23 protein-coding genes are annotated in these 24,387 nt (G+C 67.7%); 18 read left to right on the top strand and 5 right to left on the bottom strand.

Going from position 1 to position 24,387, the window contains the following annotated elements; all coding sequences use genetic code 11:
• Positions 1 to 57: 57 nt before the first annotated feature.
• From ACZYZ7_RS01600 to nicT, 7 genes are read left to right on the top strand one after another with little or no spacing between them, the layout of a single operon-like run.
• Positions 58 to 1,425, top strand: coding sequence for a glutamine synthetase family protein (locus ACZYZ7_RS01600; RefSeq protein WP_450068859.1), 1,368 nt, complete (start codon positions 58 to 60; stop codon positions 1,423 to 1,425).
• 1 nt (position 1,426) lies between these two features.
• Positions 1,427 to 2,170, top strand: coding sequence for a gamma-glutamyl-gamma-aminobutyrate hydrolase family protein (locus ACZYZ7_RS01605; protein ID WP_450069250.1), 744 nt, complete (start codon positions 1,427 to 1,429; stop codon positions 2,168 to 2,170).
• A complete protein-coding gene (locus ACZYZ7_RS01610; RefSeq protein ID WP_450068860.1) occupies positions 2,167 to 3,546 on the top strand; it encodes an aldehyde dehydrogenase family protein in 1,380 nt (459 codons plus the stop codon). Before ACZYZ7_RS01605 ends, ACZYZ7_RS01610 begins: the two co-directional genes overlap by 4 nt.
• Positions 3,546 to 4,319 carry a 3-oxoacyl-ACP reductase gene (locus tag ACZYZ7_RS01615; RefSeq protein WP_135453722.1) on the top strand — a complete coding sequence of 258 codons (774 nt, stop codon included), beginning with the start codon at positions 3,546 to 3,548 and terminating at the stop codon, positions 4,317 to 4,319. Before ACZYZ7_RS01610 ends, ACZYZ7_RS01615 begins: the two co-directional genes overlap by 1 nt.
• A 17-nt stretch (positions 4,320 to 4,336) precedes the next feature.
• Positions 4,337 to 5,101: a FadR/GntR family transcriptional regulator gene (locus tag ACZYZ7_RS01620; protein WP_135453723.1), complete on the top strand. Its 765-nt coding sequence runs from the start codon at positions 4,337 to 4,339 to the stop codon at positions 5,099 to 5,101.
• A gap of 9 nt (positions 5,102 to 5,110) precedes the next feature.
• Positions 5,111 to 5,440 carry an ArsR/SmtB family transcription factor gene (locus tag ACZYZ7_RS01625; protein ID WP_450068861.1) on the top strand — a complete coding sequence of 110 codons (330 nt, stop codon included), beginning with the start codon at positions 5,111 to 5,113 and terminating at the stop codon, positions 5,438 to 5,440.
• A gap of 56 nt (positions 5,441 to 5,496) precedes the next feature.
• Positions 5,497 to 6,597, top strand: coding sequence for a Nickel transporter NicT (nicT, locus tag ACZYZ7_RS01630; RefSeq protein WP_450068862.1), 1,101 nt, complete (start codon positions 5,497 to 5,499; stop codon positions 6,595 to 6,597).
• Here nicT and mtr read toward each other — a convergent pair.
• Together mtr and ACZYZ7_RS01640 are read right to left on the bottom strand one after the other, a co-directional pair.
• The gene (gene mtr, locus ACZYZ7_RS01635; RefSeq protein ID WP_450068863.1) at positions 6,594 to 7,979 is read right to left on the bottom strand and encodes a mycothione reductase; all 1,386 of its coding nucleotides are present in this window, start codon (positions 7,977 to 7,979) and stop codon (positions 6,594 to 6,596) included. The genes nicT and mtr overlap by 4 nt on opposite strands.
• A gap of 9 nt (positions 7,980 to 7,988) precedes the next feature.
• Positions 7,989 to 9,029, bottom strand: coding sequence for an alpha/beta hydrolase (locus ACZYZ7_RS01640; RefSeq protein ID WP_463740070.1), 1,041 nt, complete (start codon positions 9,027 to 9,029; stop codon positions 7,989 to 7,991).
• A 571-nt stretch (positions 9,030 to 9,600) separates the two neighbouring features.
• On the opposite strand from ACZYZ7_RS01640, the gene mqo reads away from it, so the two are divergent.
• Genes mqo through ACZYZ7_RS01685 form a run of 9 tightly spaced genes read left to right on the top strand, consistent with a single transcriptional unit; the run spans position 9,601 to position 20,744 of the window.
• The gene (gene mqo, locus ACZYZ7_RS01645; protein ID WP_450069251.1) at positions 9,601 to 11,040 is read left to right on the top strand and encodes a malate dehydrogenase (quinone); all 1,440 of its coding nucleotides are present in this window, start codon (positions 9,601 to 9,603) and stop codon (positions 11,038 to 11,040) included.
• A 13-nt stretch (positions 11,041 to 11,053) separates the two neighbouring features.
• On the top strand, positions 11,054 to 11,539 hold the full coding sequence (locus ACZYZ7_RS01650) for a GNAT family N-acetyltransferase (RefSeq protein ID WP_135453729.1): 486 nt from the start codon (positions 11,054 to 11,056) through the stop codon (positions 11,537 to 11,539).
• A gap of 34 nt (positions 11,540 to 11,573) precedes the next feature.
• A complete protein-coding gene (locus ACZYZ7_RS01655) occupies positions 11,574 to 13,445 on the top strand; it encodes a magnesium chelatase subunit D family protein (RefSeq protein WP_450068864.1) in 1,872 nt (623 codons plus the stop codon).
• A gap of 34 nt (positions 13,446 to 13,479) precedes the next feature.
• The gene (gene cobO, locus ACZYZ7_RS01660) at positions 13,480 to 14,094 is read left to right on the top strand and encodes a cob(I)yrinic acid a,c-diamide adenosyltransferase (protein WP_450068865.1); all 615 of its coding nucleotides are present in this window, start codon (positions 13,480 to 13,482) and stop codon (positions 14,092 to 14,094) included.
• 13 nt (positions 14,095 to 14,107) lie between these two features.
• The gene (locus ACZYZ7_RS01665; RefSeq protein WP_450068866.1) at positions 14,108 to 15,469 is read left to right on the top strand and encodes a cobyrinate a,c-diamide synthase; all 1,362 of its coding nucleotides are present in this window, start codon (positions 14,108 to 14,110) and stop codon (positions 15,467 to 15,469) included.
• A 19-nt stretch (positions 15,470 to 15,488) separates the two neighbouring features.
• On the top strand, positions 15,489 to 16,709 hold the full coding sequence (gene cobA, locus ACZYZ7_RS01670; RefSeq protein ID WP_135453732.1) for a uroporphyrinogen-III C-methyltransferase: 1,221 nt from the start codon (positions 15,489 to 15,491) through the stop codon (positions 16,707 to 16,709).
• A gap of 33 nt (positions 16,710 to 16,742) precedes the next feature.
• On the top strand, positions 16,743 to 18,263 hold the full coding sequence (locus tag ACZYZ7_RS01675) for an MFS transporter (protein ID WP_135453733.1): 1,521 nt from the start codon (positions 16,743 to 16,745) through the stop codon (positions 18,261 to 18,263).
• 21 nt (positions 18,264 to 18,284) lie between these two features.
• Positions 18,285 to 18,959 carry a VOC family protein gene (locus ACZYZ7_RS01680; protein WP_450068867.1) on the top strand — a complete coding sequence of 225 codons (675 nt, stop codon included), beginning with the start codon at positions 18,285 to 18,287 and terminating at the stop codon, positions 18,957 to 18,959.
• 24 nt (positions 18,960 to 18,983) lie between these two features.
• The gene (locus ACZYZ7_RS01685) at positions 18,984 to 20,744 is read left to right on the top strand and encodes a proline--tRNA ligase (RefSeq protein WP_463740071.1); all 1,761 of its coding nucleotides are present in this window, start codon (positions 18,984 to 18,986) and stop codon (positions 20,742 to 20,744) included.
• Between the two features lie 70 nt (positions 20,745 to 20,814).
• Here ACZYZ7_RS01685 and ACZYZ7_RS01690 read toward each other — a convergent pair whose 3' ends face one another.
• From ACZYZ7_RS01690 to ACZYZ7_RS01700, 3 genes are all read right to left on the bottom strand, one after another.
• The gene (locus ACZYZ7_RS01690; RefSeq protein ID WP_135453736.1) at positions 20,815 to 21,435 is read right to left on the bottom strand and encodes an antibiotic biosynthesis monooxygenase; all 621 of its coding nucleotides are present in this window, start codon (positions 21,433 to 21,435) and stop codon (positions 20,815 to 20,817) included.
• A gap of 146 nt (positions 21,436 to 21,581) precedes the next feature.
• On the bottom strand, positions 21,582 to 22,061 hold the full coding sequence (locus ACZYZ7_RS01695) for a ferritin-like domain-containing protein (RefSeq protein WP_450068869.1): 480 nt from the start codon (positions 22,059 to 22,061) through the stop codon (positions 21,582 to 21,584).
• Complete coding sequence (locus ACZYZ7_RS01700) at positions 22,058 to 22,582, bottom strand: hypothetical protein (protein WP_450068870.1); 525 nt, start codon at positions 22,580 to 22,582, stop codon at positions 22,058 to 22,060. The genes ACZYZ7_RS01695 and ACZYZ7_RS01700 overlap by 4 nt, the downstream gene beginning before the upstream one ends.
• Before the next feature lie 208 nt (positions 22,583 to 22,790).
• Here ACZYZ7_RS01700 and rimP point away from each other — a divergent pair, with 208 nt between their 5' ends.
• Complete coding sequence (rimP, locus tag ACZYZ7_RS01705) at positions 22,791 to 23,336, top strand: ribosome maturation factor RimP (RefSeq protein ID WP_135459973.1); 546 nt, start codon at positions 22,791 to 22,793, stop codon at positions 23,334 to 23,336.
• On the top strand, positions 23,333 to 24,361 hold the full coding sequence (gene nusA, locus ACZYZ7_RS01710; protein ID WP_090512613.1) for a transcription termination factor NusA: 1,029 nt from the start codon (positions 23,333 to 23,335) through the stop codon (positions 24,359 to 24,361). Before rimP ends, nusA begins: the two co-directional genes overlap by 4 nt.
• Positions 24,362 to 24,387: the final 26 nt, after the last annotated feature.

Raw genomic sequence — 24,387 nt, forward strand, 5'->3', positions numbered from 1 at the left:
ATGGTCGGCTGGACGTCAGGTTGGCCACCGAGTCCCACACGGGCAGGAGGGTGCGCAATGAGCCAGAACCCCGGCATGCTGGCACGGGCCGACCTGGAGCAAATGGTGGCGGCGGGTGAGATCGACACCGTGATCGTCGCCTTCTGCGACATGCAGGGCCGGCTGACCGGCAAGCGGGTTTCCGGCCGGTTGTTCATCGAAGAGGTCGCCGCCCACGGTGCGGAGTGTTGCAACTATTTGCTCGCGGTCGACGTCGACATGAACACCGTCGGCGGCTACTCGATGTCGAGCTGGGACACCGGCTATGGAGACATGGTGATGACGGCCGACTTCAGTACCTTGCGGTTGATTCCGTGGCTGCCCGGCACCGCGCTGGTGATGGCGGATCTGTCATGGCTGGACGGTCGCCCGGTCGAGCAGGCGCCACGCAGCATCCTCAACCGCCAGATCGACCGGCTGACCGAGCGGAAGCTCGTGCCCTATGTTGGCACCGAGCTCGAATTCATGGTGTTCGACAACACATTCCGGGAGTCCTGGGCCGCGGGCTACCGCAACCTGACACCAGCCACCGACTACAACGTCGACTACGCCATGATGGCGTCCACTCGGATGGAGCCGTTACTGCGCGACATCCGTCTGGGCATGGCGGGCGCCGGCTTGTACTGCGAGGGCGTCAAGGGGGAGTGCAACCTGGGCCAGCAGGAGATCGCGTTCCGCTACGACCATGCCCGCGCCACCTGTGACAACCACACCATCTACAAGAACGGTGCCAAGGAGATCGCCGACCAGCACGGCAAGAGCCTGACGTTCATGGCGAAATTCGATGAACGCGAGGGCAACAGCTGTCACATCCATATCTCGCTGCGTGGCGAGGACGGGTCACCGGTCTTCGCCGACGAGTCCGGCCCGCACGGGATGTCGCCCATGTTCCGCAGCTTCATCGCCGGCCAGCTGGCCACGCTGCGCGAGCTGACTCTGCTCTACGCACCGAACATCAACTCCTACAAGAGGTTTGCCGACGGCAGCTTCGCCCCCACCGCCATCGCCTGGGGCATGGACAACCGAACCTGCGCGTTGCGCGTGGTTGGTCATGGGTCCGGTATGCGGGTGGAATGCCGGGCGCCCGGCGGCGACGTCAACCAGTACCTGGCCGTGTCGGCGCTGATCGCGGGCGGCCTGTACGGCATCGATCACGAGCTGGAACTTCCCGACCCGCTGCCGGGGAATGCCTATGCCAGTGGGGCGCAACGGCTGCCGACCACTCTGGCCGAGGCGGCAGAGCTGTTCGCGAAGTCCGAGGTGGCGCGCACGGCGTTCGGGGACGACGTCGTCGAGCATTACCTGAACAATGCGCGGATCGAGTTGGCCGCCTTCAATTCCGCGGTGACCGACTGGGAAAGGGTGCGTGGCTTTGAGCGGCTCTGATATGGGGGCGCGTCCGATCATCGGCATGACGACCTATCTGCAGCAGGCGCAGACCGGGGTGTGGGATGTGCAGGCGAGCTTCCTGCCGCAGGTCTACTTCGAAGGCGTCACCCGTGCCGGTGGTATTGCGCTGCTGTTGCCGCCGCAGCCGGTGGACGTCGACATCGCCGACCGGGTGCTTGACCGCGTCGACGGTCTGGTGATCACCGGCGGCCCAGATGTGGATCCGCAGCGCTATGGACAGCAGTCACATCCGGCCACCAACGAGCCGGCCGCCGAGCGTGACGCCTGGGAGTTCGCGCTGCTGGAAGCCGCACTGCGGCGCGGTATCCCGGTGCTCGGCGTGTGCCGGGGCGCGCAGGTGCTCAACACCGCGCTGGGCGGCACCCTGCACCAGCACCTGCCCGACGTGATCGGGCACACCCATCATCAGAAGGGCAACGCGGTCTTCGGCACCTCGGCCGTACGCACCGTGCCCGACACCAGACTGGCCGATCTGATCGGCGCGACGTCCGACGCGCAGTGCTATCACCACCAGGCGATCGACCGGCTCGGTGAGGGCCTGGTGGTCAGCGCCAGTGACGCCGACGGCGTGATCGAAGCCGTCGAACGTGACCCGGCACTACCCGGTGATGCATTCGTGCTGGGCGTTCAATGGCACCCCGAAGAAAACCTCGATGACCTACGCCTGTTCACCGCCGTGGTGGACGCGGCCAGAACCTATGCGACTGAGAGGGTCTCATGACATCCAGCCACGTCGTCAACCCGGCTACCGAGGAGGTGCTGACCACCGTCGACCTCCTGGACGTGGGTGCCGTCGATGACGCCGTGGCGCGTGCCGCCGTGGCGCAACGGGAATGGGTCCGGCTGGCCCCGGCTGAGCGGGCCGCCGCGCTACGCGCGTTCGCCGCCGTCGTCGACGCCCACATCGAAGACCTCGCCGCCCTGGAGGTGGCCAATTCCGGGCACCCGATCGGGCAGGCCGAGTGGGAGGCCGGGCACGTCCGGGACGTCCTGCAGTTCTACTCGGCCACTCCGGAACGATTGAGCGGCAAGCAGATCCCGGTGGCCGGTGGCTTGGACGTCACGTTCAACGAGCCTCTCGGCGTCGTCGGGGTCATCACGCCGTGGAATTTCCCGATGACCATCGCCGCGTGGGGCTTCGCCCCGGCGCTGGCGGCCGGGAACGCGGTGGTGCTCAAGCCCGCCGAGTGGACCCCGCTGACCACGATCCGGCTCGGTGAGCTGGCCATCGAATCGGGTTTGCCGGCCGGGCTGTTCCAGGTGCTGCCGGGCAAGGGTTCGGTGGTGGGGGAACGGTTCGTCACCCACCCCGGCGTCCGCAAGGTGGTGTTCACCGGATCCACAGAGGTGGGGATGCGGGTGATGGCCGGGGCGGCGGCTCAGGTCAAACGGGTGACGCTGGAGTTGGGTGGCAAGAGCGCCAACATCGTGTTCGACGACTGCGATCTGGAGAAGGCCGCGGCCACCGCTCCGTACGGCGTGTTCGACAACGCCGGGCAGGACTGCTGTGCGCGTAGCCGGATCCTGGTGCAGCGCAGTGTCTACGACCGTTTCATGGAGCTGCTGGAGCCGGCGGTCAAGGGCGTCGCCGTGGGGGACCCCACCGTCCGCGGCACCGAGATGGGGCCGTTGGTGTCACGTCCGCACTGGGAGTCGGTGTCGTCCTACGTTCCCGACGATGCCCCGGTGGCGTTCCGGGGTTCCGCCCCGGACGGTCCCGGGTTCTGGTTCCCGCCAACGGTGTTGACGCCGCAGCGCACCGACCGCGCCGTGACCGACGAGATTTTCGGCCCCGTGGTGACCGTGCTGCCCTTCGACGACGAGGCCGATGCCATCGCATTGGCCAACGACACGCCCTATGGTTTGTCGGGCTCGATCTGGACCGACAATCTCTCGCGCGCACTTCGGGTGTCGCGGGCGGTGGAAGCGGGCAATCTCAGCGTCAATTCGCATTCGTCAGTGCGCTACAACACGCCGTTCGGGGGTTTCAAGCAGTCCGGACTGGGGCGCGAGTTGGGACCCGACGCACCACTGTTTTTCACCGAAACCAAGAATGTCTTCTTCGCCATTGAAGATCGAGCAGAGGAGTCCAATTAATGGATCTGACCCAGCGACTGGCCGGCAAGGTTGCCGTCATCACCGGTGGTGCCAGCGGCATCGGCCTGGCCACCGGACGGCGGCTGCGTGCCGAGGGCGCCACGATCGTGGTGGGCGATATCGACCCCGTCGCGGGCGAGGCCGCCGCCGAGGAACTCGACGGATTGTTCGTCGGCGTTGATGTGTCCGACCAGGATGCTGTCGATCAGCTCTTCGACACTGCGGCAGCGACATTCGGTTCGGTCGATATCGCGTTCAACAACGCCGGGATCTCGCCCCCCGAAGATGATCTGATCGAGACCACCGAGCTGCCGGCGTGGCAGCGGGTGCAGGACATCAACCTGAAATCGGTTTACCTGTCCTGCCGGGCGGCGCTGCGCCACATGGTGCCCGCGGGCAAGGGCTCGATCATCAACACCGCGTCGTTCGTGGCGGTGATGGGTTCGGCCACCTCCCAGATCTCCTACACCGCCTCCAAAGGCGGCGTGCTGGCGATGTCGCGCGAACTCGGGGTGCAGTACGCCCGGCAGGGAATCCGGGTCAATGCCCTGTGCCCCGGCCCCGTGAACACCCCGTTGCTGCAGGAGTTGTTCGCCAAGGATCCCGAGCGTGCCGCGCGACGGCTGGTGCACATCCCGTTGGGCCGTTTCGCCGAGCCCGAGGAGTTGGCCGCCGCGGTGGCGTTCCTGGCCAGTGACGACTCGTCGTTCATCACAGGTTCGACTTTCCTGGTCGACGGCGGGATCAGCTCCGCGTACGTGACACCGCTGTGACACCCTGATAGCTCGCCATGACAGCTGAACCGGATCCACAGCAGCCGACCGCCGCGGGGCCTGATTCGCGGCTCGCCGCGGAGGCGGCCGCGGGTGCACTGCTGCGCCCGGTCCGGCTGGGCAACGCCTTCGAGGACACCGTCGGCCGGTTGTTGGAGACGATTCGGCTGGGGGTCCTGGGGCCCGGGGAGTCGTTGCCGCCCGAGCGTGAGCTGGCCGCCCGGCTGGGGGTCAGCCGCGACACGGTCCGGGAGGCGATCAAATCGCTGGCCGACGCCGGTTACCTGGTGTCCAAACGGGGGCGGTACGGCGGCACCTTCCTGGCCGAGGAACTTCCCCGGCATACCGCCGACGGGCCGAGGCCGACGCGCGAGGAGATCGATGACGCGTTGCGGTTGCGCGAGATCCTGGAGGTCGGAGCGGCGCGGATGGCGGCCGGCCGCACCCTGAGCGCGGCCGAGCGCGACGGGCTCTGGTCGCGACTGGCAGACGTCCGCGCCGCCGAACCCGACGATTACCGCCGGCTGGATTCGCGGTTGCACCTGGCCATCGCCGAGGCGGCGGGGTCCCCGTCCCTGGTGCCCCTGGTCGCCGAGAACCGGATGCGGCTCAACGCCCTGCTGGATCAGATCCCGCTGCTGCCGCGCAACATCGCCCACTCCGACGAACAGCACGAGGCGATCGTGATGGCGATCCTGGCCGGTGACAGTGAGCGGGCCGCCGCGGCCATGCTGGCCCATGTCGGGGGATCGTCGGCCTTGCTGCACGGCTTTCTGGATTAGATTCGTACCGTGGACCAGCACGGTAAAGAGGTCCAGGTCGAGCGCGCGTCATCGGCCCTGGCCGATGTCGACACCTCGGGGTGGGCGCAGCGCTTCGATCTGCTGTCCGACCCGCACCGGCTGGAGATCCTGCTCGGTCTGCACCGGGCGCCGGGTATCTGTGTCAGCGATCTGGCCACGGCCCTGGGCCGTTCGGAGAACGCGGTGTCCCAGGCGTTGCGGGTACTTCGGGATCAGGGCTGGGTCACCTCAACCCGGGTCGGCCGCACCGTGAATTACCGCCTCGACGATGAGACGGTGCATGACCTGCTGCACTGGATCGGAGCGCGGCACGGCTGAAACCGTGTTCATCTGTTCATCTGGACAGATATATGGCGCAGTCTTAGGCTCGATAAATGACCACCGGCGCGGTTCCCGACGTGACTACGACGAAGCCGCAGCCATTCGACCGCGCCGATTGGACTTCGATCGCGATGGTCGCCGCGGTCGTGTTGCTGTTGCACGTATTCGGTTGGGGCGTGCTGATTTTCGGGGTTGCGCCGCAACACATCACGCTGGGATCGGCCGGGGTGTTCGGGGTCGGACTCGGTGTCACCGCCTACCTGTTGGGCGTGCGGCACGCCTTCGACGCCGACCACATCGCCGTCATCGACAACACCACCCGCAAACTCGTCGGTGAGGGCACGCGATCGCTCTCGGCGGGATTCTGGTTCTCGCTGGGGCATTCCAGCGTGGTGTTCGGGCTGGCCCTGCTGCTGGCGTTCGGAGTTCATGCGCTGGCCGGGCCGGTGCAGAATGAGGATTCGCCGATGTTGGAGACCCTCGGGCTGATCGGGTCGGTGGTGGCCGGGACGTTCCTCATTCTGATCGGCCTGACGAATCTGTTCGCCGTCGTCGGGATCGCCAAGATCTTCCGCGCCATGCGTGGTGGACAGTTCGACGAGGCCGAGCTCGAACGTCAACTTCAACAGCGGGGCTTCCTGGCACGTCTGCTCGGCCGGTTCATGCGGCGGGTGAGCCAGCCGTGGCACCTGTACCCGGTCGGCTTTCTGATGGGCCTGGGCTTCGACACCGCCACGCAGGTGGCACTGCTGGTGCTGGCCGCGGGTGCGGCAGCCTTCACGTTGCCCTGGTACGCCATCCTCGTGCTCCCGGTGCTCTTCGCGGCGGGGATGAGTCTGTTCGACACCGTGGACGGAATCTTCATGTCGCGGGCCTACGGCTGGGCATTCCTGCAGCCGGTCCGGAAGGTCTATTACAACCTGACGGTCACCGTGTTGTCGGTCATCGTGGCGCTGGTGATCGGCGTCATCGTCCTCGCCGGCCTGCTGGTCGAGCGACTGGGCATCACCACGGGTCCGCTGGCATTCATCGGTTCGGCGGACCTGGAGTTCGTCGGATTCGCGATCGTCGGGCTTTTTGTATTGAGCTGGATTGTGGCCCTGGGGATCTGGCGGTTCGGCCGGATCGAGGAGCGGTGGGCCGCGCGGGCCTAGTCGGTCAGGCCCAATAGCGCGTTCTCGATCACCTCGGCCAGTGCCGGGTGGATCCAGTACTGGCCGCGGGCAACTTCTTCGGCGGTCTGCCCGAAGCTCATCGCCTGGATCAACGGCTGGATGATCGAGGAGGCCTGGTAGCCCATGATGTGGGCGCCGAGAATCCTGCCGGTGTCGCGATCGCCGATCAGCTTGACGATGCCGGTGGTGTCCTCCATCGCCCAGCCGTAGGCGGTGTCGCCGTAGGCCTGGATCTTGGTGACGAAGTCGTAGCCCTCGTCGCGGGCCTGCTCCTCGGTCAACCCGACCATGGCGATCTGCGGTTCGGTGAACACGGCCGACGGCACGAAGCGGTGATCGCTGCGCATCATCGCGTCGGTGTCGTCCCAGTCGTGCAGGAGGTTCTCCTTGACCACCCGTGACTCGTGGTTGGCCACATGCTTGAGCTGATACTCCGAGGACACGTCGCCGAGGGCGAAAACGCCACGCGCCGTGGTGCGTTGGTATTCGTCGACGATGACCAGACCGTCCTCGTCGACCTCCACCCCGGCGAGCTCGGCGTCGAGCAGATCCCCGTTGGGGACCCGGCCGGTGGCCACCAGCAGCATGTCGGCGGGCAGCGTCTTGCCGTCGTCGAGGTCCAGAACGATCTGGTCGCCCTCGTGGTGTGACCCGATCACGTTCTCATGGGTCCGTAGGTCCCACTTCTCGGCGGCCAGCGCGGTGAACTGCCGGCAGATCGTCTCGTCGCAATGGCTGAGCAGACAGTCACCACGCACCACGATGGTGACCCGCACGCCCAACGCCGAGAACACATGGGCGAACTCGGCAGCGACGAACCCGCCGCCGACGATCACCAGGTGTTCGGGCAGTTCGGGGATACGCATGATGTCGTCGCTGGTGTAGTACGTGACGCCGCAATCCAGGATGGCCGGCGGGACGTAGGCGCGGGATCCGGCAGCGATCACCACCTGATCGCTGCTGAATTCGTCACCGGCCTCGGTGCGCAGCGTGTAGCGACCGTCGGCGGTCTTGGGTCCGAACCGGGTGTGGCTGGCGTACACCGTGATGTGCTGGTCGTTGCGGCGGTAGTCCTCGCCGCCGGCGGCGATCGGGTCGATCCGGCCGAAGACCCGCGCGACGATGTCGGGCCAGCGCACCTTGTCGATGTGGGAATCGATGCCGTAGTTGGCGCTGGCACGGATCGTGTCCGCCACGTCGGCGGCGTAGACGAACATCTTGGTCGGGATGCAGCCGACGTTCAGGCAGGTGCCGCCGAACGTGCCCTGCTCGCAGATCGCGACTTTCTTGCCGGCGTAGCGCTCGTCGAGAATGCTGTTGCCCGAGCCGGTGCCGATGATCGTGAGGTCGTAATGCTCCATGTGCGCTCCCTATCCGGAAGGTGTTGTGCTCGGCCGGGTTTGCAGGCTCAGGTAGTAGTCCAGCCAACGGTCGAGCTCGCGGTAGGCATCCGCGCGGGCGTCGGCCACTGACAGGAAGACGTCGTGCTTGGCGTCGGTGATCGGAGCCACCGTGGTGTGGTTACCCACGCAACCCGACCACCGCGCGATCTGACGGACGTCGAGCACGGCATCGCCGCGCTGCATCGCTGCCGGATCGGAGGATTCGGTGACGCTGCGGTCCGAACGCAGGATCAGATTCGGGACGCCGACGTCCAGGCCGCGGTGCAGGCGGGCCTGTCCGCGGCGGATCGCGTTGATCCACCCGAGGGTGACGGGGAAGCCCCCCAACGGTTTCCAGTCCAGGTTGTAGTCGAACTCGCCGCCGTACTCGCGGTGCAATGTGGTGCCGTAACCGCCTTCGGTGGGTTTTCGGATCACCGACAGCTTGCGCAGCCGGGCCAGCGCGATCAGGGCGGCCGACGTGGGCGCGGTGCGCAGGATCGCCGGTCCGTGCAGATCGAAGAACGGGCTGTTGAGGACCAGTCCACCGACGTGATGGGTGGCCAATCGGCCGCTTCGGCGCAGCCGGTCGGCGAACAACGTCAGGATCAGTCCGCCCGCCGAATGCCCGTACAGGCACACCGTGGCGTTGACGGTGTCGGCGGCGATGACCGCCAGGGCCCGCTCGAGTTCGGTGTCGTAGCGCGCCAGATCGGTGGTGAAGTGCGGGGTCTGGCCGCCGTGGCGGGAGCGTCCGCACTTGGGCAGGTCCAACGCGTAGAACGAGAAGCCGCGATCGGCGAATCGATCGGCGAGTTCGGTGTGGAAGAAGTAGTCGGTGTAGCCGTGCAATGCCAGTACGGCGTGGCCAGACCCGCCCTGCCCGTCTGGTGCCGCCGCGCCCGGACCCCGGCGTACCAGCGTGGCGACCAGGTCGCCTTCGCCGTCGGGATCGGGTCCTGCGTCGATGGTCTGTTGCCAGAACCCCGGCAATACATCCGGCTCCCAGGCGGGCTCCCGTGACGTCACGGTTCCACCCTAACCGCGCCCCGAAAATCAGCGCCGTGACGAGGCCGGGAGTGCACATGCTGCGGACAGAAGCCGGAGACTGCCTCCGGTAAATACCCTCCGGTAAATAAGTGGACGCAGTCTCCGGTTGTCGGGGTGGGCCGAGAGGATCGATGAGCAGGCCGGTGTCCAACGCCGGTCCGCGACGGTTGCGGGTCGATGCCGCCCCGCGACCACCAGCCACTTCTCACCGCTGCTGTTCGCCCGGGACGGTGTCTCGATCTTGGTCGACGAGGTGGCCCGGGCGCGGCTTGGGTGGCCGGCCGCCGGGAATCGCCTGGGTCGGCCAGCAACCAGATCGGAGGCGAGAACCAGCGCGTCCGACTGGTTCGGCTGCTCATCGACGGGCGGCGGGTGACGGATAGCACTACCATGCCTGGCCAACCGGGATTCGTCGCGCGATAACCTTGGAATCACAGAAAGCCGTCGACGTCGACGGGCCGCGCAATACAAAGGACGAGCGATCAGGGTGTCTGAGGCAAACGTGGGTACGACCGTGAAGACAGACGTCGTGCTGGTTGGGGCCGGCATCATGAGCGCAACCCTTGGCGCGCTGATCCGGCTGCTGGAGCCGGACTGGTCCATCACCATGATCGAGCGGCTCGACGGTGCCGCTGCGGAGAGCAGCGATCCGTGGAACAACGCAGGCACCGGGCATTCGGCGCTGTGTGAGCTGAACTACACCCCCGAGCGCTCCGATGGCTCCATCGACACCACCAAGGCCATCAACGTCAACGAGCAGTTCCAGGTGTCACGGCAGTTCTGGGCCTACGCCGCCGAGAACGGCGTGCTGCCCGACGTACGCGGCTTCCTCAACCCGATCCCGCACGTCAGTTTCGTGCACGGCGCGGGCAACGTCGATTACCTCAAGCGCCGTCACGAGGCGCTCGTCGCCAATCCGCTGTTCGCCACGATGGAATTCATCGACGACAAGGACGAATTCGCCCGCCGGCTGCCCTTCATGGCCGCCAAGCGTGATTTCTCCGATCCGGTCGGTCTGAACTGGTCGCAGAACGGCACCGACGTCGACTTCGGTGCGTTGTCGCGCCAGCTGATCGGTTTCACCGCGCAGCGCGGAATGGACACCCTGTTCGGCCACGAGGTGCGCAACCTGCGCAAGGAGTCGGACGGAACCTGGACGCTCAAGGTGACCAACCGGCGCACCGGCCTCAAGCGCAAGTTCAATGCCAAGTTCGTGTTCGTCGGCGCCGGCGGCGGTGCACTGCCGTTGCTGCAGAAGTCGGGCATCCCGGAGGCCAAGGGCTTCGGCGGTTTCCCGGTCGGCGGCGCGTTCCTGCGGACCAACAACCAGGTGCTGACCGCGGGCCACCAGGCCAAGGTGTACGGACTGCCGCCGCTGGGGGCCCCGCCGATGTCGGTGCCGCACCTGGACACCCGCGTGATCAACGGCAAGTCGTGGCTGCTGTTCGGTCCGTTCGCCGGCTGGACGCCGAAGTTCCTCAAGCAGGGCAAGTTCACCGACCTGCCGTTGTCGGTCAAGCCCAACAACATCATGTCCATGCTCGGTGTCGGACTCACGGAGATGGGGCTGGTCAACTACCTGGTCGGCCAGCTGCTGCTGAGTGAGGCCGCGCGAGTTGACACCCTGCGTGAATTCGCGCCCAGCGCAGTCGATTCCGACTGGGAGCTGGACATTGCCGGGCAGCGTGTGCAGGTCATCCGGCGCAAGGGCGCGGGCGGTGTGCTTGAATTCGGTACCACCGTGCTCACGGCGGCCGACGGCAGCATCGCCGGTCTGCTGGGCGCCTCGCCCGGCGCGTCCACCGCGGTGCCGGCCATGCTCGACGTGCTGGAGCGCTGCTTCACCGATCGCTACCAGAGCTGGTTGCCCAAGCTCAAGGAGATGGTCCCGTCACTCGGTACCAAGCTGTCGAACGAACCTGGCCTGTTCGACGAAGTCTGGGCGTGGGGTACCAAGGCGCTCAAGCTGGACGATCCTGTGACCGCGTGACCGGAGCGGGCGGATGACGGTCGCATTACGCCGCAGTTGGGCCAAAGACCTCGACGTGCCAACGCTTTACGAGCTGCTCAAGCTCCGTGTCGAGGTGTTCGTGGTGGAGCAGGCGACTCCCTACCCTGAGCTCGACGGCCGGGATCTGCTTGCCGAGACCCGTCACTTCTGGTTGGAAAGCCCCGCCGGAGAAGTCATTTCGACGTTGCGGCTGATGGAAGAGCATCCCGGCGGGGAGAAGGCGTTCCGGATCGGCCGGGTGTGCACCAAACGCAGTGCTCGGGGCAGTGGGCACACCACCCGGCTCATGCAGGCGGCACTGGCCGAGGTCGGCGACTACCCGTGCCACATCAATGCCCAGACCTACCTGGTCGACATGTACGGTCGGCACGGATTCGTCCGCGACGGCGACGAATTCCTTGATGACGGAATCCCGCATGTGCCGATGGTGCGTCCCGGGGCCCGACCCGACGAGCGCTTGCGCGAGGAGCCGATGTGACGAGAGAGCGAATCTTCCTGATGGCGGCCCTGAGATGACGGTGGAGACCCACACGTATCCGTTCAGCGCTCTGGTGGGGCAGGACCGGCTACGCCTGGCCTTGCTGCTGTGCGCAGTCCATCCGGAGATCGGCGGGGTGCTGATCCGCGGCGAGAAGGGGACGGCGAAATCCACGGCGGTACGCGGCCTGGCCGCGGTGCTGTCCGCGGTCGACGACGACGCCCGCCTGGTCGAACTGCCGATCGGTGCCACCGAGGACCGGGTGGTCGGTTCACTGGACCTGCAGAAGGTGCTCCGTGACGGCGAGCATGCCTTCTCGCCCGGCCTGCTGGCCCGCGCCCACGGCGGCGTGCTCTACGTCGACGAGGTCAACCTGCTGCACGACCATCTGGTCGACGTGCTGCTCGATGCCGCTGCGATGGGTCGCGTACATGTTGAGCGCGAAGGGATTTCGCACTCGCACGAGTCCCGCTTCGTTCTGATCGGCACCATGAATCCCGAGGAAGGCGAGTTGCGTCCGCAGTTGCTGGACCGATTCGGGCTCACCGTGGACGTGGCCGCCTCGCGTGACGTCGACGTACGTGTCGAGGTGATCCGGGCCAGGATGGCGTTCGAGGCCGACCCGCGGGCGTTCGTCGATCGTCATGCGGCTGCCGACGCCGAGTTGGCCGATCGGATTATCGCGGCCCGGGCCGCGATCGGCTCGGTGGTACTGCCCGACGCCGAACTGCGCCGTATCGCCGCCCTGTGCGCGGCATTCGACGTCGACGGGATGCGCGCTGATCTGGTGGTCGCGCGCACCGCCGTCGCCCATGCCGCCTGGCGCGGCGCCACCACGGTTGCCGAAGAGGACATCCGGGTGGCTGCCGAGCTGGCACTGCCGCACCGGCGCCGCCGCGATCCGTTCGACGATCCGGGCCTGGATCCCGAGCGACTTGAAGAAGCCATGCAGCAGGCGGGGGAGTCCGCCGAGCAGTCGGGTCACGACGCCGAGCCGTCTGATCCGGACTTCGACCCCGACTTCGACCCGCCCGGGGGTGGGGCCGATGCGGGTTCCGAAAGTGCCGCGCCGCAGGGTAATTCGAAATCAGCCACCCGTCCGAGTGCCCCGCCGTCGGCGGTGTTCCGGACCAGGGCGCTGGTGGTGCCCGGGGTCGGCGAAGGTGCCCCCGGTCGCCGTTCGCGGGCCCGCAACCGCACCGGCACGCCGATCGCGGCCACCGCCGAACCCGGCAGTGGGCACGGGCTGCACATGTTCGCCACCCTGCTCGCCACCGCGGGCCGCCAACAGGGGGCGGGCCTGCCGCGACCCCGCCCCGAAGACATCCGGCGCGCGGTACGTGAAGGCCGCGAAGGCAATCTGGTGATCTTCGTCGTCGATGCCTCCGGGTCCATGGCCGCCCGCGATCGGATGTCAGCCGTCACCGGAGCAACGATGTCGCTGCTGCGTGATGCCTACCAGCGTCGGGACAAGGTCGCGGTGATCACGTTCCGGCAGCAGGATGCCCGCGTGCTGCTCCCGCCCACGACGTCGGTGCACATCGCGAGCCGCCGGCTGGCCCGGTTCGACACCGGGGGCAAGACCCCGCTGGCACAGGGCCTGCTGGCCGCCCGCGATCTCGTCGTCCGGGAGAAAGCCCGTGACCGCGCCCGGCGCAGCCTGGTGGTGGTGCTCACCGACGGCCGCGCCACCGGGGGCCCCGATCCGTTGGGCCGTACCAGGCAAGCGGCGGCCGCGTTGGTGGCCGAGGGTGCCGCCGCCGTGGTGGTCGATTGTGAAACATCGTTCGTGCGACTCGGATTGGCCGGGCAACTGGCCGAACAGCTGGGATCACCTGCGGTACGGCTCGAGCAGTTGCGTGCGGCCGAACTGACCCGGCTCGTGCAGCACCAGACCGCCGCCTAGCCGGCCCGAGACTCTGCGCAGGAAGGACCCGACCATGCCACAGGGACAGCCGCTGACCGTTCCCGACGACGGCCTGACCACCAAGGCCCGCCGCAATGCGCCGCTGCTCGCGGTGCACACCGGGCCGGGGAAGGGAAAGTCGACCGCGGCCTTCGGGATGGCGCTGCGGGCGTGGAACCAGGGCTTCTCGGTGGCGGTGTTCCAGTTCGTCAAGAGCGCGAAGTGGAAGGTCGGGGAGGAGGCCGTATTCGGTCAACTCGGCCGGCTGCACGATGAGCACGGTGCCGGCGGGCCGGTGGAGTGGCACAAGATGGGCTCGGGTTGGTCCTGGACGCGCAAGCACGGCAGCGACGTCGACCACGCGGCGGCGGCCGCCGACGGCTGGGACGAGATCAAACGCCGCCTGGCCGAAGAGCGCCACGACTTCTACGTACTCGACGAGTTCACCTATCCGCTCAAGTGGGGCTGGGTTGCCGTTGACGAAGTAGTCGAGGTGCTCCGCACGCGTCCGGGCACCCAGCACGTGGTGATCACCGGTCGAGACGCTCCGCAGGCGCTGATCGATGCCGCGGATCTGGTGACGGAGATGACCAAGATCAAGCATCCGATGGATGCCGGCCGTAAGGGCCAGAAGGGCATCGAGTGGTGAGCGCGGTGCGCTGGTGACCACCCCGGCGGTGGTGATCGCCGCACCGGCATCGGGCAGTGGGAAGACCACGGTGGCAACGGGTTTGGTCGGTGCGCTGCGCCAGGCGGGTCACTCGGTGGCGCCGTTCAAGGTCGGCCCGGACTTCATCGACCCCGGCTACCACGCCCTGGCCGCCGGCCGTCCGGGTCGCAACCTGGACCCGGTGCTCGTCGGCGAGGGATTGATCGGCCCGCTCTACCGGCATGGGTGTGCCGGTGCCGACATCGCGGTCGTCGAGGGCGTCATGGGCCTGTTCGACGGTCGTATCGAGGGGCAGATGACCGGCATCCCGCGGGGTTCGGCGGCCCAGGTCGCAGGTCTGTTGGGGGCCCCGGTGGTGCTGGTGGTCGACGCCCGCGGGCAGAGCCACAGCATCGCCGCGCTGCTGCACGGCTTCGTCACCTTCGACCCGGCCGTGCGGATCGCCGGGGTGATCCTCAACCGGGTGGGCTCCGACCGGCACGAGGCGGTGTTGCGCCAGGCCTGTGAACATGCCGGCGTGACGGTGCTCGGTGCCATTCCGCGAGCCGATGAACTATCCGTCCCGTCAAGGCATCTCGGTCTCATCACCGCCGTCGAGCACGGCCGGCAGGCGCGCGACGCGGTGGCTGCGATGACCGCCCTGGTGGGCCGCCACGTCGACCTGTCGACCATCGTCGCCGCCTCGGCTGCCCACGTGACCGCCGAGCCGTGGAGTCCGGTGGCTGAATCGGTGACCAATGTCACGGTGGCGCTGGCCGCGGGTAAGGCGTTCAGCTTCAGCTATGCCGAGCACGCCGAGCTTTTGCGCGGGGCGGGCGCACACGTCGCCGAGTTCGACCCGCTGTCCGAACCCCTGCCCGCCGGCGCCGACGCGCTGGTGCTGCCCGGCGGGTTCCCCGAACAGTTCACCACCGAACTGTCGGCCAACGATCTTGTCCGCCAGCAGATCAGGGACCTGGCCACCCGCGGTGCCCCCGTGCACGCCGAGTGCGCCGGCCTGACCTATCTGGTCGATGATCTCGACGGGGCACCGATGTGCGGTGTGCTGGCCGGTTCGGCACGGTTCACCGAGCGCCTCACGCTGGGCTACCGCGACGCGGTCGCGGTAGCCGATTCCTGCATGCATGCGGCAGGCGATCGCGTCACCGGTCATGAATTCCACCGGACCGCAGTGGAATTCGGCGACGATCTGCCACCGGCCTGGGCCTTTGCCGGCCCCGGGCAGGCGGCTCGGCGGGACGGCGCGGTGCAGCGCGGCGTGCACGCGGGGTACCTGCATACCCACCCCGCGGCACACCCCGAGGCCATCACCCGCTTCGTGACCACAGCAGCAACCTCTAAGCTCGGCGGGTGATCCGCACGCGAGGAGGAATGTGACTTCAGAGAATGCCTACCTCGTCGGCCTGCGCCTGTCGGGCAAGAAGGTCGTCGTTGTCGGCGGCGGAACCGTCGCGCAACGTCGGCTGCCCCTGCTGATCGCCCACGGCGCCGACGTACACGTGATCGCGCGGGCGGCCAGCCCCGCGGTGGAGGCGCTGTCGCACGACGAACCGGGGATCACCCTGCAGCTGCGCGACTTCCGCGCCGGGGATCTCGACGGTGCCTGGTATGTGCTCGCGGCCACCGACGACTCCGAGGTCAACGCCGCCATCGCCGCCGAAGCCGATGAGCGGCGCATCTTCTGCGTTCGCGCCGATGTCGCCCGCGACGGATCCGCGGTGACCCCGGCGACATTCGACTCCGACGGCCTCTCGGTGGGCGTCCTCGCCGGCGGCGAGCACCGCCGTTCGGCAGCCATCCGCACCGCCATCCACGAAGCCCTGCAGCGTGGCCTACTCGCCGCGGACTCCGGTGGGGAGCCGGGGGAGGCGCCCACGGGGGTGGCCCTCGTCGGCGGCGGTCCGGGTGATCCAGAGCTGATCACCGTGCGGGGACGGCGCCTGCTGGCCCGCGCAGACGTCGTGGTCGCCGACCGGTTGGCCCCCCAGGAGTTGCTGGCCGAACTCGGGCCCCATGTCGAGGTGATCGACGCGGCCAAGATCCCCTACGGGCGGGCGATGGCGCAGGAGGCGATCAACCAGGTTCTGGTGGACCGGGCCCGTGCCGGAAAGTTCGTCGTCCGTCTCAAGGGAGGCGATCCGTTCGTCTTCGCCCGCGGCTACGAAGAGGTCCTCGCGTGCACCGAGGCCGGCATCCCGGTCACCGTGGTTCCGGGTGTGACAAGTGCCATATCGGTACCCGCATTGGCCGGGGTTCCGGTCACCCACCGAGGCATGACCCACGAGTTCGTGGTCGTAAGCGGTCATGTTGCGCCCGGCCACCCCGAATCGTTAGTGAATTGGGATGCGCTGGCGGCGATGACCGGCACGATCGTGCTGCTGATGGCCGTCGAACGCATCGAGCTGTTCACCAAGGCGCTCTTGGATGGCGGCCGACCTGCGGATACGCCGGTCCTGGTGGTGCAGCACGGCACCACTGTCGCCCAGCGCACCCTGCGGGCCACGCTCGGCGACGCGCCCGAGAGGATTCGTGCGGACGGCATTCGACCTCCGGCGATCATCGTGATCGGACCTGTGGCTGCCTTCGGCGGTTAAAGGATTCTTAAGATTCCGGTAAGGTGACCCGTTATGACGGCTCTCAACGACGCCGAGCGCGAGGGTCTTGCGGCCCGGCTCCCGTCCTGGTTCCCGTCCTGGGGCTTCCTTTCCGCGGTCATCGCGATCGGCGGCATGCAGCTGCTGGCCACGATGGACAGCACGGTCGCGATCGTCGCGCTGCCCAAGATCCAGGACGAGCTCGGCCTGTCCGACGCTGGACGTAGCTGGGTCATCACGGCCTATGTGCTGACCTTCGGCGGGCTGATGCTGCTCGGTGGACGGCTCGGCGACACCATCGGCCGCAAGCGCACCTTCATCGTCGGTGTCGCGTTGTTCACCATCGCCTCGATCCTGTGCGGTATCGCCTGGAACGAAGCGACGCTGGTGATCGCGCGACTGCTGCAGGGTGTCGGCGCGGCGATCGCCTCGCCCACGGGGCTCGCGCTCATCGCCACCACGTTCCCGAAGGGGCCGGCCCGCAACGCGGCCACCGCCGTGTTCGGCGCCATGACCGCGATCGGTTCTGTGATGGGTCTGGTCGTCGGCGGTGCCCTGACCGAGGTGTCGTGGCGGTGGGCCTTCCTGGTCAACGTCCCGATCGGGCTGATGATGCTCTATCTGGCCCGCACCGCACTGCGCGAGACCAACCGTGAGCGGATGAAGCTCGACGCCGCCGGCGCCCTGCTGGCGACCCTGGCCTGCACGGCCGCGGTGTTCGCCTTCACCCAGGGACCCGAGAGTGGCTGGTTGGCGCCGATCACCCTGGCCTCCGGGGGAGCCGCGGCGGTCTTCGGTATCGCGTTTCTGATCGCCGAACGCAGCGCCGAGAACCCGGTGGTGCCGTTCGACCTGTTCCACGAGCGCAACCGGGTCGCCACGTTCGCGGCCGTCTTCCTGGCCGGCGGTGTGCTGTTCACCCTCACCGTGCTGATCGGCCTGTACGTGCAGGACATCCTGGGCTACAGCGCCCTGCGCGCCGGTATCGGCTTCATCCCGTTCGTGATCGGTATGGGAATCGGCCTCGGGGCGTCCTCGCAGATCGTGCGGTTCTTCCAGCCGCGCATCGTGGTCATCGCCGGCGGCATCCTGGTGCTCGGCGCCATGCTCTACGGGTCGACGTTGCATGCCGGCATCCCGTACTTTCCGAACCTGGTGCTGCCCATCACCATCGGCGGTATCGGCATCGGGATGATCGTGGTGCCGCTGACTCTGTCGGCCATCGCCGGTGTCGGCTTCGATCAGATCGGCCCGGCCTCGGCCATCGCGCTGATGCTGCAGAGCCTGGGCGGCCCGCTGGTGCTGGCCATCATCCAGGCCGTCATCACCTCGCGCACCCTTTATCTGGGTGGGATCACCGGACCGGTCAAGAACATGGACGGCCCGCAACTGGCCGCACTGGACGCGGGTTACACGTACGGGCTGCTGTGGGTGGCCGCGGTCGCGGTTCTGGTCGGCATTGCGGCGTTGTTCATCGGCTACACCTCCGAACAGGTGGCCCAAGCCCAAGAGGTGAAGGACGCCATCGATTCCGGAGAGCTCGAGCTCGACTGACGGCTTGCCAGGTCGATGCCGATGAACCGCCGGGAGATCTCCGAGGCCGTCGGCCCGCTGGGCTGGCGTCTGGTGCTGGGAGCCATCTACACCGAGGTGCTGGTGCCGTCGATGGCCGACGCGGCGGCCGCGGCCACTCGCGCGGTGCACGCGGCCGGCGCGGATGCGCCGCGACACCTTTCCATCGACATCCGATCCGATCGGGCAATGCTGCGCCTGCGCACGCGTGATGCAGGTGCGGTGACCGAGCGGGACCTGGAACTGGCTCGCGCGGTGTCCCAGACCCTCGCCGTACACGGTTTCGAGCTGACCGCCGGAACCGGAGCGATCCAGGCGGTCGAGGTCGCCATCGACGCCCTCGACATCGGTGCGGTTCGCCCGTTCTGGAAGGCGGTCACGGGCTATATCGATGAACCCTCGGCCGAGCCAGGCTCCTCGGATCTGAACGCCGGGCTCGTCGATCCCTTCGGCCGCGGCCCGGCGATCTGGTTTCAGCAGATGGATGCGCCTCGGCCGCAGAGAAATCGGATCCACCTCGACATCGACGTCACGCACGAGGCGGCGCAGGCTCGCGTCGCCGCGGCCCTGGCGGCCGGCGGCCGCTTGCTCAGCGACCGCCGCGCACCGGCCTTCTGGGTACTGGCCGACGCGGAGGGCAATGAGGTCTGCATCTGTACCTGGCAGGGCCGTGACTGACGACACGCCTTAAGGTTGTCGCCTGTGATCACCCGCATGTCCGAGCTGTTCCTGCGAACCCTGCGTGACGACCCCGCTGATGCCGAAGTCCCCAGCCACAAGCTGCTGATCCGGGCCGGCTATGTCCGTCCGGTCGGCCCCGGCATCTACAGCTGGCTGCCGCTGGGCCTGCGGGTCCTTCGCCGGATCGAGAACATCGTGCGGGAAGAGATGAACGCGATCGGCGGCCAGGAGATCCTGCTGCCCGCACTGCTGCCGCGTGGCCCGTACGAGACCACCAACAGGTGGACCGAATACGGCGACACCCTGTTCCGGCTGCAGGACCGGCGGGGCAACGACTATCTGCTCGGGCCGACGCACGAGGAGATCTTCACGCTGACCGTCAAGGGGGAGTACTCCTCCTACAAGGACTTCCCGGCGATCCTGTACCAGGTCCAGACCAAATACCGCGACGAGGCGCGACCGCGCGCAGGCATCCTGCGGGGCCGCGAGTTCGTTATGAAGGACTCGTACTCGTTCGACGTGGACGACGACGGCCTCAAGAACGCCTACCACGCCCACCGCGAGGCGTACCAGAAGATCTTCGGACGCCTGGGCGTGCGCTACGTGATCGTGTCGGCGGTCTCGGGTGCGATGGGCGGCAGCGCCTCGGAGGAGTTCCTGGCCGAGAGCGAGGTCGGCGAGGACACCTTTGTGCGCTGCCTGGACTCCGGGTACGCCGCCAACGTCGAAGCGGTGATCACCCGGGCGCCGGAGCCACTGCCCATCGACGGGCAGCCCGCGGCGCAGGTGCACGACACCCCGGACACCCCGACCATCGCGACGCTGGTCGACTGGGCCAATTCGGCTGACCTGGCCCAGTTCTCGGGTCGCGAGGTCACCGCCGCCGACACCCTGAAGAACGTCCTGCTCAAGACCCGCGAGCCCGGCGGCGATTGGGAGCTGCTGGCGGTCGGCGTGCCCGGCGACCGTGAGGTCGACGAGAAGCGCTTGGGCGCTGCGCTGGAACCGGCCGAGTTTGCTTTGCTCGACGACGCCGACTTCGCCAGGAACCCGTTCCTGGTCAAGGGTTACGTCGGACCGAAGGCGTTGTTGGACAACGAGGTTCGCTACCTTGTCGATCCGCGCGTGGTGGACGGCACGGCGTGGATCACCGGCGCCGATGCGCCCAACAAGCACGTGGTCGGCCTGGTCGCCGGTCGTGACTTCACTCCCGACGGCACGATCGAGGCCGCCGAGGTCCGCGACGGCGACCCGTCACCCGATGGCGCCGGCGTGCTGAGTTCGGCGCGCGGCATCGAGATCGGTCACATCTTCCAGCTGGGCCGCAAGTACGCCGATGCCTTCACCGCCGACGTGCTCGGCGAGGACGGCAAGCCGGTGCGCCTCACGATGGGTTCGTACGGCATCGGCGTGTCCCGCATGGTCGCGGTGATCGCCGAGCAGCAGCACGACGATCTGGGCCTGCGCTGGCCGAGCGCCGTCGCACCATTTGATGTGCACGTGGTCGTGGCGAACAAGGACGACGTCGCCCGGACCGGAGCGACCGAGCTCGTCGCCGCCCTGGACCGGCTCGGCCACGAGGTGTTGTTCGACGATCGCAAGGCCTCACCCGGCGTGAAGTTCAAAGATGCCGAACTGCTGGGCATGCCGTGGATCGTGGTCGTCGGCCGCGGTTTCTCCGATGGTGTGGTGGAGCTGCGTAACCGGTTCACCGGCGAGAACCGCGAGATCGCCGTGGATGATGCGGCAGCCGAGATCTCGGCGGTACTCACCGCCGGCTGAGCGTGACGGCTCGGAGGTAATGACGATGCCGGTGCGCTGACAGCCGGTCAGCGCACCGGAACGCTCGGGCTCACGCCAACTCGGGCACCCGCAGGTGGGCGAGGGCCAACTCGAACTCGCATTCGTTCAGTTCCTCGGCGCCGACTTCGCGGATCGACGAAGTCTTCAGCGCGCTGGCCTGCTCCTTGCTGCGTTCCATCGCTTCGCGGCTGTCGAACGACGCCGACGACACGCCCCGCCCGGATGCGCGGTCGACCATCAGGCTGGCGCTGCAGAACCCGTCGAGGTCCTCCATCGCGGGCAGCACGGAGGCCTTGTAGTGCTCGATGCCTCCGTCGATCTGGCCCGGCTCCAGCTTGGCCCATGTCGCCCGGACACACGCGCCCTCGTGGGTGCGATGGTCGCGGTGCAGGACGGCGATCTCCCACTCTTCGACGGTTGCGGTGCCCCCGAATGCTTCCACCGCCCCTTCCCTCAGCGGTGCTGCCCGCTCGGCGCTCGCGTGCATCGCATCTTCGGTCTCCCACGCGCTGGTGGCAATGCACCGGCCGGATTCGCGATCGACCAACAACGAGATTCCGACGCAGCCGTCCATCGCCTGCAGCGCGGGCATGACCTCGTCGCGAACATGCGCGATACCGGCATCGATCGACTCGGGTTGCGCCTGGACAGTGGTAGAGCGTGCGTACACGATCCACCCCCTTTGTTCGGGGCGGCGCCCCGGTGGCGCCACCGGTCCGACCTCTACCTTTCGCTCGGCGAGCGGACGTTGCAATGGGCACCGCGGGATCAATTACCGGGTGCAATCAAAGGGGATCCGGAGATCGCCTGCGAGGGTTATTCGCCCCCGCCGGGGAAGGCGACCGTCACCGGCCAGGCGTTCACGATCGCGCGCCACCTGGCGGCGGTGACGGCCGTCTGCGACAGCGCTGCCAGCGCGAAAGTGCGGTCCTCGGTGCTGGCGGCCTGTTCGAGCAGCGCCCGCCAGGCCACCGAGGAGTCCTCCTCCATGCGTATCGCGAGGTTGGCGGCATCGGTCGGATCGTTCACCGGTGCGGGCAACTGATAGCCGGCCGCGGGCAGCGGCGGGGTGACCGAGCGGGCTTCGAGCATGACCATGGCCGATTCGCGACGTGCCCGGTGTTCGGCCATCGCCGTGGCCACCAGGGCGTTGTCCTCGGCCGTCGAATGGGCCGATACCAGCCCGTAGCCGTAGATGGCCCCGTGCTCGACGGCGACGGCATCGAAGAGGGCGGCATCGGCGGCGGTGGTCGGACGGCTGGGCGAAGTGGTCGATCGTGGTCCGGGTGAGGTCACTGTGCACCTCCCAGCGCGACGGTGTAGGCGGCCGTACACGAGGCGGCGATGGATCCGAGTAGGCCGGCGCGGTAACCGGAGAGCGCGCGAGCCAGGCCCGCGGCGCTGTCCGCGGACTCCTTGAGCGCGTTGAGGACGTCGTCGACCCCGGGTGCGGACGTATCGCCCCCGGTACTCGGGCTGGCCTTGGCCGTGCTGCCGGTGGTGCCGGCAGCGGTGCTCGTGGGGGCGGCGCCCGTCATCCTGATCAACTCGTCGGACAACGCCTTGGCATGCGCGGTGCGGTCATTCGCCACGGCGTTCAGGGCCCGGGTCACCGCTGCCTGCGGAGACTGGGCGGCTGCCACATCGGCAGCCAGCGCACTGTCGGCACGCGCGCGGTCCCACTGCTCGGTCAGGTCGTCCACTTCGGGCTGAGGCGTCGTCGTACCGCAGGCGGCGGCGGTGGCGCCCAGCAGGGCAAGGGCCGCGGCCGAGAGCAGTACGCGCCGCCGGCTGATGTCTGCATGGGCGCTCGGCACGTGAACATCCTGCCATTGCTCGGGAACCGGCCTGACGCGGCGCCGAGCGGTCGGCCGGCGCCGGTGCGACCACATTCGCCACGCACCAGATTTCGATTGGCGGTTGCTGCGGCGCGCCTGGCGTATCGTGAATAGGCGATTCCAGGGCCGATCCAGGTGGCTGGCCCTGGGATTTGTGTCGGAGACAATTCAAGATGAGGAGCTCGCCGTGGCACCGGATCCAAAGTTGCGGTCTGCGGATTTGCCGTCGCAGACGCAGGTGATCGAGCTACTAGGTGGCGAGTTCGCGCGCGCCGGTTACGAAATCGACGATGTCGTGGTCGACGCATCGGCTCGTCCAGCCCGCATCACCGTGATCGCCGACGGCGACGATGGCCTCGATCTCGATTCCCTGGCTGCGCTGTCGCGGACGGCCGCGGAGCTGCTCGACCAGCTCGCGCAGGGCGACACGCCGTATGTGCTCGACGTCACCTCGCCGGGTGTGGACCGGCCGCTGACGCAGGCAAAGCATTTCCGGCGCGCCCGTGGGCGCAAGGCTGAGTTGACTCTGGCCGACGGCACGGTATTCACCGGCAGGCTCGGGGAAACCGACGGCACAGTGCTGAAAGTCGTGGTGCCAGAAGGGCGGGATCTGACCGTCCGCGAGCTCGCTCTTACTGATATCGCCAAAGCTGTTGTGCAAGTGGAGTTTTCACCTCCAAACCGACGTGAACTGGAACTGTCGGGAGAAACCGGAAAGGGGGCCGGGGAATGAACATCGACATGGCGGCGCTGCATGCCATCGAAGCGGACAAGGGCATCACCGTCGACGTGGTCGTCGAGACCATCAAATCGGCATTGCTCACCGCGTATCGACACACCGAAGGGCATGAGCCCGACGCGCGCATCGACATCGATCGCAAGACCGGTGTGGTCAAGGTGATGGCCCGTCAGACCGATGCCGACGGCAACGTCCTGCATGAATGGGATGACACGCCAGAGGGATTCGGCAGGATCGCGGCGACCACCGCCCGGCAGGTGATCTTGCAGCGGTTGCGCGATGCGGAGAACGAGAAGACCTACGGGGAGTTCGCGGCGCACGAGGGCGACATCGTCGCCGGGGTGATCCAGCGCGATGCCCGGGCCAATGCCCGCGGACTGGTCGTCGTACGGATGGGCAGCGAGACCAAGGGGTCCGAAGGGGTGATCCCCAGCGCCGAGCAGGTGCCGGGGGAGCGCTACGAACATGGCGACCGGCTGCGTTGCTACGTCGTCGGCGTCACCCGGGGGGCGCGTGAGCCGTTGATCACGCTGTCCCGCACTCATCCGAACCTGGTTCGCAAGCTGTTCTCCCTGGAAGTGCCCGAGATCGCCGACGGGTCCGTGGAGATCGTCGCGGTGGCCCGCGAGGCCGGGCACCGGTCCAAGATCGCGGTGGCCTCGCGGGTGCCCGGGCTGAACGCCAAGGGGGCGTGCATCGGCCCGATGGGCCAGCGGGTGCGCAATGTGATGAGCGAATTGTCTGGCGAGAAGATCGACATCATCGACTACGACGAGGACCCCGCGCGTTTCGTCGCCAACGCCCTGTCGCCTGCCAAGGTGGTGTCCGTGTCGGTGATCGACGAGGCCGCGAGGGCGGCGCGGGTGATCGTCCCGGACTTCCAGCTTTCCCTGGCGATCGGCAAGGAAGGGCAAAACGCCAGGTTGGCGGCCCGCCTCACCGGTTGGCGGATCGATATCCGCAGCGATGCGGCGCCGCAGCCAGACCATGACGTCCGGCCGGGGGCGGTACACGATTGACAGTAGTGACCGGCGTTTCGGACCAC

Source organism: Mycobacterium sp. IDUB_17 (assembly GCF_055419465.1).

Coding starts and splice junctions, on each gene's coding strand:
- ACZYZ7_RS01680 (WP_450068867.1), top strand. CDS start 18,285: ATGAACCGCCGGGAGATCTCCGAGGCCGTCGGCCCGCTGGGCTGGCGT.
- cobO (WP_450068865.1), top strand. CDS start 13,480: ATGCCACAGGGACAGCCGCTGACCGTTCCCGACGACGGCCTGACCACC.
- ACZYZ7_RS01620 (WP_135453723.1), top strand. CDS start 4,337: ATGACAGCTGAACCGGATCCACAGCAGCCGACCGCCGCGGGGCCTGAT.
- ACZYZ7_RS01650 (WP_135453729.1), top strand. CDS start 11,054: ATGACGGTCGCATTACGCCGCAGTTGGGCCAAAGACCTCGACGTGCCA.
- nusA (WP_090512613.1), top strand. CDS start 23,333: ATGAACATCGACATGGCGGCGCTGCATGCCATCGAAGCGGACAAGGGC.
- ACZYZ7_RS01610 (WP_450068860.1), top strand. CDS start 2,167: ATGACATCCAGCCACGTCGTCAACCCGGCTACCGAGGAGGTGCTGACC.
- mqo (WP_450069251.1), top strand. CDS start 9,601: ATGAGCGCAACCCTTGGCGCGCTGATCCGGCTGCTGGAGCCGGACTGG.
- ACZYZ7_RS01655 (WP_450068864.1), top strand. CDS start 11,574: ATGACGGTGGAGACCCACACGTATCCGTTCAGCGCTCTGGTGGGGCAG.
- ACZYZ7_RS01605 (WP_450069250.1), top strand. CDS start 1,427: ATGGGGGCGCGTCCGATCATCGGCATGACGACCTATCTGCAGCAGGCG.
- nicT (WP_450068862.1), top strand. CDS start 5,497: ATGACCACCGGCGCGGTTCCCGACGTGACTACGACGAAGCCGCAGCCA.
- ACZYZ7_RS01675 (WP_135453733.1), top strand. CDS start 16,743: ATGACGGCTCTCAACGACGCCGAGCGCGAGGGTCTTGCGGCCCGGCTC.
- ACZYZ7_RS01600 (WP_450068859.1), top strand. CDS start 58: ATGAGCCAGAACCCCGGCATGCTGGCACGGGCCGACCTGGAGCAAATG.
- ACZYZ7_RS01615 (WP_135453722.1), top strand. CDS start 3,546: ATGGATCTGACCCAGCGACTGGCCGGCAAGGTTGCCGTCATCACCGGT.
- mtr (WP_450068863.1), bottom strand. CDS start 7,979: ATGGAGCATTACGACCTCACGATCATCGGCACCGGCTCGGGCAACAGC.